Origin of the sequence: Coleofasciculus sp. (assembly GCF_046539235.1) — a bacterium.
GTDB lineage: Bacteria > Cyanobacteriota > Cyanobacteriia > Cyanobacteriales > Coleofasciculaceae > Coleofasciculus.
The window spans coordinates 1-10,633 of the sequence record NZ_JBKHHI010000227.1; the positions used below are offsets into that span (position 1 = coordinate 1).

Consider the following 10,633-nt stretch of genomic DNA (forward strand, 5'->3'; position numbering starts at 1 on the left):
CGTACACTTTGAATTTGTATTCTCCATTTTTCGAGGAAACGAATCGCACCCAGCCAGATGTTTTATACTCTACAGACCCGTGATTAGGGCGGTTTTTCTTGTACTTGGGATACCCTTTCTTTCCTTTGATCGGGTTTTTGCAGTTATCAAAGAATCTTGAGATAGCTGCCCAGGTACGCTCTGACATGGCTTGTCGAGCTTGAGAGTTCAGCTTCCCCGCCCAGGGGAATTCTTTATTTTTGCCAAGACTTGTACAATACTTATACAAGTCATTGCGACTCTTAGCATCACCATCTTCCCAATGACGAAGGCAAGCGTTACGGATAAACAAACCAGTACGGATGGCTTCATCGAGCCTTCTATACTGGTAGTCTTTTCCTTTTAGCTTGCCCTCGTAGACAATCATTTTATCATGTTAAACTCATGATAGAAGCATAGCATGAGTTAGCCAAGACTCGCAACTGAAGTTGCTGGGCTGAACGCTTCGCTCGGTTTCATCCCTCGGATGAATCGCGAGGGCTTTCACCATCGCTTGTCATGTAATGGCAGCTTTGGGTCGGGCGGCTTTGGATAGAGATCTCTATACTCAGGCAGAGAAATGGTTTCAAACTGCCATTAATCAAAGCGAAGGAAATGCCAATACTATTAAGGTTTGGTTGGGCATTACCTTGATGAAGCTTTTCGTTCAGGATTCTCCTATTGTTAGGGCTGGACAGGTTAATGAACTCAATCGGAAAAAATTGGAACAAGCTAGAGAATTATTTACTGATGTGTTAGGTGATAATAATCCCATTACCAGTGATTTAACTGCTACCAAGTTTACGGCAATTGTTAATAGAAGCAGTGTTTTAATGCTTCTCCAAAAGCCAGATGAAGCGATACAGGATATTGACATAGCTTTACAGGTAGAACCGGAAAATCCTAAACTGATTAAGCAGCGTGCTTTACTTGCCTATGAAAAAGGGGACAAGGTACAGGCGATTAAGTATCTACAAAGAATTCTGGCAAATCGGGAAACGCCTGAAGCCTCTTTGCTCACTGCCAGTTTGATGATTGGAGAAGGTCAATTTACAGAAGCGCAGAATGTACTTGATGATTTTCTGTCAAAAGATAATGATGAATACTTTAAAACCACAGCAAAACAGTTGCGGTTAGAATTATATATCCAAACAATGGATTACGATAATGCTAGACGATTTTCTCAATTCTTACTTGATGAAGAGCCGAATAATATTCTCTATCTCGTCAGTCAAATTCGACTGTCTCTACGCACTGGTGAAGAGGAAAATATATCAGAATTAATTGATCGAGCAAAATCCGCTGTCGGTAAAAATAACGATTTACTCGGACAGATGGAATTTGCGGATCTCCTGTTTGACGAATTGAAATACTATCGCGATGCCGCAGAAGTGTATGAACAGTTTGTCGATAAAACATTGAATAATCGGTTAACCCACAGATTACTCACCGCTTACTACAATGTCGGTGACTACGGGGCGGCTCTTGACGTTTGCCAGCAACTGCTTAACCGATACGGAGCTATTCCTGAAGTATCAAAAATGGCAACAATTATCTATGAGATTATCGATGACTTACCAAAAGCTCGTCAAGTATGTACTGAGTATTTAAAACTGTTTTTTGATGATGTATATATGCAGTTTAGGTTAGCTTTAATTAACTATTATACCGATTGCCTAGATGATTTAGATCGTTTCCTTGATTCAAATCCGACTATCGATAATCTATCACTAGAAGCTTGCCAGAACCTAATTTTGCTCTACAAAGTTAGGGAGCGATGGCATCATTGCCTTGAAATTCTTTATGAAACAAGGCGACGCTTCTTTAAAGAAGGTCAGGTACACGCCTTTTATGTCATTTCCTACTCCGAGGGAATGCAGCGTCAGTTACAAACACCGAATATAGACGAGTCTGACATAAACACCCTACCCGTAAAAATGCTTTTTAGTGGAATGACTATAGCAACGTCTCCGTTACTGGAAAAATCTTGTAAAGATAGCCTAGAACGGGTAACGAATGGTTGTGGCGTACTCCTAAGAGATAAATCCAACAGTGAGAGATGGTATATCCTTGATGACCGCCCGGATGCTGAACTCGCACGACAAGAGTTGGATAGGAATCAACCACTATACCAGAAATTACTGGATAAAAATCTGGGTGATGAGATTGTTCTGGCAGACGATGAATTTGGCATTCTGGGCAAAAAAACGGTAACTATAGTTGCGATAAAAGACAAATATTTTGCGGCGGCAAAGCAAAGTTTAGATTTACTCGATACACTTCCTAATATTAAAGGATTTAGATCAGTCCCTGTCCCGATATCAGAGGATTATGGAATTGATCCTAAGTTTTTCCTGAATTTGCAGGAAAGGCTCAAACAACGTGAAGAGAATTTCAATAGAGCGAAGTCGGATTATCGCACAGGAAAAATTCCCTTGCCCTTGGGTACTTTGGCTATTGTCATCAACAAAAATTCAGTTGAATCGTGGGAGATGTTGGTTTACGGTTCTGAGCCATACATCCATTGTTGGTCTAATTTCCAAGAAAAATTTGATGATTCCCTTGCTCGACTCAAGAAAGGAGGACTCGTAATAATTGATTTAGTATCCTTGTTAACTTTGTATATTCTGGGAATAGCAGATAGTGTCGTACAAGCACTAGGCAAGTTTGGCATTGCTCAGTCTACACTCAATCTACTACGCCAGGAGGTAGAAAAATGTCAAGGCATCAACTCAGACGGCGAATCAATCCTTTGTACAATTAACGGACAACTTGTCAGGCAGGAATTTACCCCAGAAAATGCGGCTAAAAGGAAAGCTTATTTTGAGCAACTTATCTGCTGGGTACGAAATAACTGTTATATTTTACCCTGTCGGCAAGCCTTAACGATTAGTAGAGATGAACTTCTACTGGAAGGGGCTAGGCAGGCAGGATGGAATATTGAAACTCCATACCTAGCCGTACTGAAAGTTATTGAGGATCAACGAACTTCAGCAGATTACGTCATTTTTGTCGCCACTGAATTTCTATATAAGCTTTACAATGAGAATATAATTCCTCATTACAGAGATTATCTAATTTTAAAATTGCTCACAGCTATTACGGCTAAAAGGTCTAAGAGTAGCATACTTAAGAGGCTAAATTTGAGGTTAGGGGATAGATTTGGGTTATTGGATAGATTCCGGTATCAAGAACTTTTAAAATTGATCAAAATATGGCAATATACCCAAAACATTGTTACTTAAATTAAACGATTTTTATAATTAGCCTTGGCTGTAAATGATTGAAACCTTTAGAGATCAATATAGGGCTTGTTGAATAAGTGGTGAGGGTAGGCAACAGTTTCAATCCCCAGCCCAATGTGTAGAGACGTTGCATGCAACGTCTCTACAACGGAAATTTATTTCCTGGCTATACAAATCAACGCTCCCTAATTGGTCTCCCCTTCACTGATCCTCAATCCACGACAATCCCGCACCCGGATAATAATGGGCTAAAATTTGTTTGTAATCATACCCTTGCATCGCCAACTGATAAGCACCCCTTTGGCTCATTCCTTGACCGCCAAAAACATTACTGACAATATCATCTGAAGCGGCGTATAATGATTCCACGACGCCCCCTTTATAACTGAGAAACATTCCCTGAGTTTCTTGAACCGCTTGAGTTGTTGTATTCCACTCCGACTCAATTCCTTTATACACCTGCCAACGCTGAGTATTACCCAAATCGTATAACTGATTAGCCGGTCGAATGTAATGCACGATCGCATAAGAACGAGCTGCGATCGCTTGGGCTTTCAGAGCGGCGGGGGGCCAACTGGGATAGATTTCTGCACCCACTACGCTGGCTAAATAGGTCTCAAGTTCAATATAGTTAACGGCAAGTAGACTATCCCCTTGTGATATTAAAAGTAAATCCCCTCGATACCAGCGACCATTGACAAAAACAAACCCGCCACCTGTGGGTTTAAGCCAAACGCCTCCTGGGGTTTTCCATTCACCGATGCGAAGATAAGAACCATTGGGTTGAACATCAACTCCTTCCTTCGCCTCAAGTTTTCCTAATGTCTTCCCATTCGCATCCACCACGATTCCGGCGGTAGATGTGCCAACATTTAGGGAACTCACCCCAGTCGCGATCGCAACTCGCATTTCTAAGCTGGCTGCATTGGCGGGAGGAGTTTCAGATTTGGCAGAGTTTTCCGAAGCGGCGGGAGGGGATTGCGGGGGTGGGCTTTGGGCTTGAGTCTGGGCGTTAGGTTTGGGCGGTAGGGGGGTGGGGGGTTTGGGAACCGAGGTTTGAGTGGTTCGGTTGGCTGTCGGTGATTGAGCCGCCGAGGTTTGAGTTTTGGCGGTATCTTGAGGAGTAGAGGATTGAGATGGGGTTGCCTTGGGAACGGGAGTTGAGGGACGTTGCCAGGAGAGACTTTGGGCAATCAGACGATGACGCCATTCCACTTCAGCCGGGGACGGATTTGGCGGCGGTGGAACTTCTGATCGGGGTGATGGTGAGGGAGACGGTTGGGGAGAGGATGCGATCGGTTTAGAACCGGAATAAAAGGATTGAGCTAGCATCAAGGGCAATACGAGGGATGCTGAAACCACAACCATTGACCATAGTCTAGAACCCTTTAAAATCGGGTGGTTGTTAGGCAGGCGAATCATCAATAACTTGCTCCTGATCGGGTTGGGAGAGGACGATAACGACAGATGGCGAGTCTTGCACCGCCTCTTAGTTTAATCTGCGATCGCGTCTTTGGATATGGCACTCCCTGGCTGAATAAAGATGGTAACACTGATTTCTCTGATTGGTAGGAACGGTAGAGGTGGGGGGTGGGAGGCTGGTAGCACTGATTACACAGAGGCGTTAGTTCTCGCTGGCAAAGGATGAAAAGAGTAAGAATTGTTGGGGAGATTATTTACTTTTCTGTGTCAATCTGTGTATCTCACGATTCAGTGTTTGGGAAACTGTCATCCTAGCTGTGTAATCTGTGTTTTTGTCAAGACTTAGTAATGATTTTTATCGTAAGTTTAAGAAAATACATGCGTCCAAGGTGACATGGGGAGTGAGACGAAAACCAGACATTATACAAAGTGTTACGGAGATTCAAGGGGTTTAGCTATGTTGAGATTAATTTTGCCCACGAAAAACCCACCATAGATAATATACCTGAAAATCGCACACTCATCTCACAATTGCTGTAACCCTTGAAAATTCGTAGATAATTCCGGAAAACGGGTCAAAAATGAGCAATTATGACGTTTTGTTGAGATGGAAGCATGATTGAAAAATTTAAACCGTTATGGGGAAAAGAATAGTTTAAATTATCATAGATTGACAAATTTAGCCAAAACGGAATTGAGCCAAGCTAAAGATCATGTCAGTATCGAAGGATACAGAACGAGCAAAGGGGTATGTCGTGAATCGTGGTTATCAAAACCAGTGCGATCAGCTTGTAGTAGGGAACCTTTAACAACTATGCACCAGAGCAAAAGCAAACACTAGCCCAAGCCGCCGCCGAAATTCAGCAGCTACTGGAACAGCTTAAGCAAACCTATCCGAATGCTACTGAAACTGAAAGGCAAAGTGCTTTAGTGGTAACGCTGCAACAAGAAATTAAGCACAATCCGACATTCAGAACCCGACTCCGTAATGCCCTGAAAGAAGGTGGTATTGAAGCGCTAAAAGTGTTGTTTGCTCCTATTGGTATTCCTATTGAAATGGTTAGGGGGTGGGTTGAAGCTGAAGTGGATTCCTCTGCTGAAACGGCTAAAAAAGGATATAGCGTTGACGATTGAATCAGGCGCAGGTCAGTGAATTGGGCGCAGGTCAGTGCGCCCCTACGGTTTCTATGACGTTTCACGGCATATCGTTTTGAGTGATAGAGTGTAGGGGCGGGTTTGACAACTATCCTTTCTGGGTTAACCCAGATGCGACTAAACCCGCCCTGACCCAATGCAATAGTTTTGACCTTTAGCAACGCTTATCGGACAGGGTTTCGAGACGTCTTGTGAAAAGTGAGTATGGTTTCTGGGCGTAATGAGTGAGCATGAAAGCCAGATAAAACAATACACCTTTGGTGACGATGTTGGCAGTGTTGATAATCAAGGTCATATCGGTAGTTCCGGTGATCAAAACACAATTGGTACGGCGGTTGGTGAGGTTCATGGGAATCAAAACAGCTTCCAGAATTATGGGACTGTTAATTTTGGCACTAAACCTAAATGGGTAGGCAAACCCTTCCAGGCTCCCCCATTACCCCCCAACTTTGTCGAGCGCTCCCAACCGCGTCGGGACGTGAAAAAATTACTCCTAGAAACGGGAGAAACCACACCGGGAACGTTAGTGGTGAGTGCTATCTATGGACTGGGTGGGATTGGCAAATCTGTCTTAGCCACAGCCCTGGCTCATGACCCCGATATTCATCAACGCTTTTCCGATGGGATACTCTGGGTAACACTGGGTCAACAACCGGATATCCTCTCACTTTTGAGTGGTTGGATACAGGCATTAGGAGACTATAACTATAAACCCACGACTCCTCAAGCCGCTTCGACGCATCTGAGAACCCTACTTTATGACAAACGTAGTTTATTAGTTGTCGATGATGCTTGGAAATCGGAAGATATCGAACCCTTTCAGGTGGGTGGGTCAAACTGTCGGGTTTTAGTCACCACCCGTGAAGCTCCTGTGCGGGGAGCCATTCGCTATGACTTGGACATGATGAGTCCAGCCGAGGCGCTGGAGTTGTTGAATAAATGTAGACCTCTAATGCCAATGTCCTCCGAGGAGCAGAAACAAGCTCTAGACTTGGCAAAGGCGTTAGGGTATCTGCCATTGGCTTTAGAACTGGCGGCGGCTCAAATTGCTGAGGGTGTGGATTGGTGGGAATTATTAGAGGACTTCCAGGCTGAAGTTGCACGACTAGAGACATTAGATGATATTGCTGCTGGGAGTGCGAGTTGTGAAGAAACTCGTAAGCGTCTGAGCTTAAAAGCATCATTTAACTTGAGTTTACGGCGGTTATCTCCGGAACAATTACAGCAGTTTGCTTGGTTAGGTGTTTTACCTGAAGATGCTGCCATTGGACAGGAGACAGCCGCCGTTCTCTGGAAAGTGAAACCGCGACAAGCTGGAGCCATTCTGCGAACGCTGCGTTCTAAAGCACTGTTGTTATCTGGAGCGGTGCAGCCGGGAGAGAAACCGACTTATCGCATCCATGATTTAATGCATGACCGGGCTAAGGAGTTGTTAACCGATAGTGTTAACCCGGTTTATGCTGAGGAATTACCAGGACTGGGATTAAGGTTAAAGGAGGCTCATGCTGCGTTTCTAAAGCGTTACCGTGCCAAGACTGAAAATGGACAATGGTACACATTATCGAATGATGGTTATATTCATAACTATTTGAGTTGGCATTTAGAGAAAGCAGGTCAATCCCAAGAATTACATCAACTTTTACAAGCCTCAACACCTCAAGGACGTAATGCGTGGTATGAAGCGTGCGACAGACTGGGAAAACTGGGCAACTTTGTCACCGATGTGGCACGAGCTTGGCGATTAGCAGAAGAGATGTATGAGGAGAAACCATCAGAATCTATTGGACTCCAGTGTCGCTATGCCTTGATTGTTGCATCTCTTAATTCTTTGGCAGAGAATATTCCGGCTGAGTTAATGGCAGCGCTGGTGGAGAAGCAGATATGGACTCCAGAACAGGGTCTAGCTTATGCTCAACAGAAACAAGATCCAAATAGTCGGTCAGAAGCTCTATCAGGGATTGTCCCCCATTTACCAGAAAATCTACTCCCCAAAGCACTAGAAGCAGCACGGGCTATACAAGATGAGAGGTGCCGCGTCGAGGCTCTATCAGGGATTGCCCCCCATTTACCTGACACTCTACCCGAAGCTTTAGAAGCAGCACAGGCTATACAACTTGAGTCGAGCCGTGCAGAAGCTCTATCAAGGATTGCACCCCGTTTACCTGGCACTCTACTGGAACAAGCGTTAGAAGCTACACGGGCTATACAAGATGAGAATGACCGTGCATTAGCTCTATCAAAGATTGCCCCCCATTTCCCTGAAACTCTACCTGAAGCGCTAGAAGCTACACTGGCTATACAAGATGAGCATTTCCGCGCATTAGCTCTCTCAGAGATTGCGTTCTATTTATCTGACACTCTACTGGAAAAAGCGCTAGAAGCTACACGGGCTATACGAGATGAGTATTTCTACGCCGATGCAATATCAAAGATTGCACCCCATTTACCTGACACTTTACGGGAAAAAGCGTTAGAAGCGGCACGGACTATACCAGATCAGTATTTCCGTGCATTAACTCTATCAAAGATTGCGTTCCATTTACCTGAAACTCTACCTGAAGCGCTAGAAGCGATATGGGTTATACAAGATGACGATGACCGCGCTAATGTTCTCTCAGAGATTGTGTCTCATTTCCCTGAAATCCTACCTGAAGCACTAGAAGCCGCACAGGCTATACAATCTGAGTTTTTCCGCGCCGATGCTCTATCAAAGATTGCGCCCTACTTACCTGAGACTTTACTGAGAAAAGCCCTAGAAGCGGCACGGACTATACAAGATGAGTATTTCCGCGCCGATGCTCTGTGTGAAATTGCACCCCATTTACCTGAAATCCTACCCAAAGCCCTAGAAGCGGCACGGACTATACAATCTGAGGTTTTCCGTGCATTAACTCTATCAAAGATTGCGCCCCATTCACCTGAAATCCTACCTGAAGCCCTAGAAGCGGCACGGACTATACAAGATGAGTATTTCCGTGCATTAACTCTATCAAAGATTGCGCCCCATTCACCTGAAATCCTACCTGAAGCCCTAGAAGCGGCACGGACTATACAAGATGAGTATTTCCGCGCCGAGGCTCTATCAGGGATTGCCCCCCATTTACCTGATACTCTATTGGAAAAAGCGCTAGAAGCGGCACAGGCTATACAAAATAAGTCGAGCCGTGCAAAAGCTCTATCAGAGATTGCGCCTCATTTACCTGACACTCTACGGGAAAAAGCGCTAGAAGCAGCACAGGTTATACAAGATGAGCTTGAGCGAGCCAATGTTTCCCCAGAGATTCTGTTTTTCTATGAAACTTTTCTAGAAAAAGAGCTAGAACTCAGATTAGGGAGGTGATTGGCTGGGTTGAGTTGAGACTGTGCGATCGCGTCTCGCCTGTTTCCCCTAGAACTTTTAGGCGACTGCTCATGAGGAGAGCGATCGCACTCCCTCCCCCGATCCGTCAAATCCCCAACCCGACAGCGTTTCAGGTTTCGGTTAAAGTCGCGATCGCATTCCCTTCCCCAGACTTGACAATATCCGAGAATGAGAATCTGCGATCGCTGTTGACGTGAAAGGAGAGCTAATTGATGTTAGGTTTAGACAGAATTACATTTAATCCGTGTATCATGGCAGGAGTTGCCTGTATTCGGGGAATGCGAGTTCCGGTTTCATTGGTTTTAAATTTAGTGGCAAATGGTAAAACAGTGGGGGAAATAATCGAAGATTATCCCTATTTGGAACCCGAAGATATTCAACAGTCATTGCTGTCTGCTGCATGGTTAGCGCGAGAGCAGGTTTAAGTTTTACTAACTCGCCTCAGCTAAAGAACGAACAGTGAGGATTTCATTATTTTTCAAGGCTTGAACTGCTCCCATCGGCACAGCAATTACATTAATTGATTCACCCACAGCATTGAAAACTTCCAAAATATAGCCATCTTCGCCACCGCTAGGGTGAGGCACATAATCAATCAGAGTGAGAACATCGCCTTTTTGCAGGTGATGTTCTGGTAGGTTGCGAGATAGGACAACGCGCTGGTAAAGTTCAAGCATTTCTAGTGTCACTCCTTGTTGGGAATTAAAGTAATAAACTGGAATTGGTTATCAATTTTACGGTTCAGCCAGACTGTGATTACTTCCAAGTTTGTGTTATTGACACCCATGAGTTGACCTTTGACACGGTAGAACGTCCCATATTCATTGCTTCTATCTTCTACCGCTTCTACTGTATCGGCAAGTTGACGAATGGCGGATTTTAATTGGTCTGGATTATCCCGTGTAAATCCCGCCTGTGCCAAAAAGTTTTATTTATCGTCTTGTTCTCTCTTGACTAGGAGATAGCGAGTTAATTTAGTATCAGGAATGATGGCATCATCAGGGATTTTCATGTTTTGCCGACTCTTTGTTGTGCCAGTTCGGAGAGAGTTGTCATTCTTCGGTTGTGCCACCTCCTCTTTTGCCGAGGGAGCAGGAGGAGAGCGATCGCACTCCCTCCCAAAACCCGTCAAACCCCCAACCCGAAAGCGTTTCAATTTTTGAGTAAAGTCGCGATCGCTGTACAGATGGATTACATCGGATTCGATATCTAGATCTTTTTGTTTAGACTTATCCAAAGCAGATCATGAGTTACTGTTCAACAACTTCAGGTTGTGTTGTCTCATCTTGGGCTAGATATCTAGCTCTGTCTTTTAATATTCCTGCAACCCCATAAATTTCATTCAAGCTTGAGAGGACTTTCTTGGCTTCTTTCCCTTCAGAATCAATAATGGCAATAGATTTTTTTGTAGGAAAAAGCCGCAGTCGGCAAA

Annotated in this window: 9 protein-coding genes and 2 pseudogenes; 5 read left to right on the forward strand and 6 right to left on the reverse strand. The window is 44.3% G+C overall.

The genetic code is table 11. The features are described from left to right. The coding region (locus ACLFWI_RS18830; RefSeq protein ID WP_446414182.1) for a hypothetical protein at positions 1–406 on the reverse strand (406 nt) is incomplete at its 3' end. Between the two features lie 136 nt (positions 407–542). On the opposite strand from ACLFWI_RS18830, the gene ACLFWI_RS18835 reads away from it, so the two are divergent. Beyond that, positions 543–3,263, forward strand: a complete 2,721-nt coding sequence (locus tag ACLFWI_RS18835; protein WP_446414183.1) for a tetratricopeptide repeat protein — start codon at positions 543–545, stop codon at positions 3,261–3,263. A 1-nt stretch (position 3,264) separates the two neighbouring features. On the opposite strand, the gene ACLFWI_RS18840 is transcribed toward ACLFWI_RS18835, so the two are convergent. Continuing rightward, positions 3,265–3,396: a hypothetical protein gene (locus ACLFWI_RS18840; RefSeq protein ID WP_446414184.1), complete on the reverse strand. Its 132-nt coding sequence runs from the start codon at positions 3,394–3,396 to the stop codon at positions 3,265–3,267. A gap of 68 nt (positions 3,397–3,464) precedes the next feature. Beyond that, on the reverse strand, positions 3,465–4,631 hold the full coding sequence (locus ACLFWI_RS18845) for a SpoIID/LytB domain-containing protein (RefSeq protein ID WP_446414185.1): 1,167 nt from the start codon (positions 4,629–4,631) through the stop codon (positions 3,465–3,467). Positions 4,632–5,615: 984 nt separating this feature from the next. Here ACLFWI_RS18845 and ACLFWI_RS18850 point away from each other — a divergent pair. The 4 genes from ACLFWI_RS18850 to ACLFWI_RS18865 all read left to right on the forward strand — a co-directional run bounded on the left by ACLFWI_RS18850 (position 5,616) and on the right by ACLFWI_RS18865 (position 9,626). Beyond that, positions 5,616–5,819, forward strand: a complete 204-nt coding sequence (locus tag ACLFWI_RS18850; protein WP_446410206.1) for a hypothetical protein — start codon at positions 5,616–5,618, stop codon at positions 5,817–5,819. A gap of 241 nt (positions 5,820–6,060) precedes the next feature. Continuing rightward, entirely contained in the window at positions 6,061–9,180 is a 3,120-nt protein-coding gene (locus ACLFWI_RS18855; protein ID WP_446414186.1) for an NB-ARC domain-containing protein, read from the forward strand. Beyond that, positions 9,177–9,398, forward strand: a complete 222-nt coding sequence (locus ACLFWI_RS18860; protein ID WP_446414187.1) for a hypothetical protein — start codon at positions 9,177–9,179, stop codon at positions 9,396–9,398. Before ACLFWI_RS18855 ends, ACLFWI_RS18860 begins: the two co-directional genes overlap by 4 nt. A gap of 15 nt (positions 9,399–9,413) precedes the next feature. Beyond that, positions 9,414–9,626: a DUF433 domain-containing protein gene (locus ACLFWI_RS18865; protein WP_446414188.1), complete on the forward strand. Its 213-nt coding sequence runs from the start codon at positions 9,414–9,416 to the stop codon at positions 9,624–9,626. A gap of 6 nt (positions 9,627–9,632) precedes the next feature. Here the strand turns inward: ACLFWI_RS18865 and ACLFWI_RS18870 are convergent, their stop codons facing one another. The 3 genes and pseudogenes from ACLFWI_RS18870 to ACLFWI_RS18880 all read right to left on the reverse strand — a co-directional run. Then, on the reverse strand, positions 9,633–9,878 hold the full coding sequence (locus ACLFWI_RS18870) for a DUF4926 domain-containing protein (protein ID WP_006106412.1): 246 nt from the start codon (positions 9,876–9,878) through the stop codon (positions 9,633–9,635). Between the two features lie 8 nt (positions 9,879–9,886). Next, positions 9,887–10,213, reverse strand: a pseudogene (locus tag ACLFWI_RS18875) (DUF6883 domain-containing protein). 238 nt (positions 10,214–10,451) lie between these two features. Next, positions 10,452–10,633: pseudogene (locus tag ACLFWI_RS18880) on the reverse strand (restriction endonuclease); the annotation flags it as partial.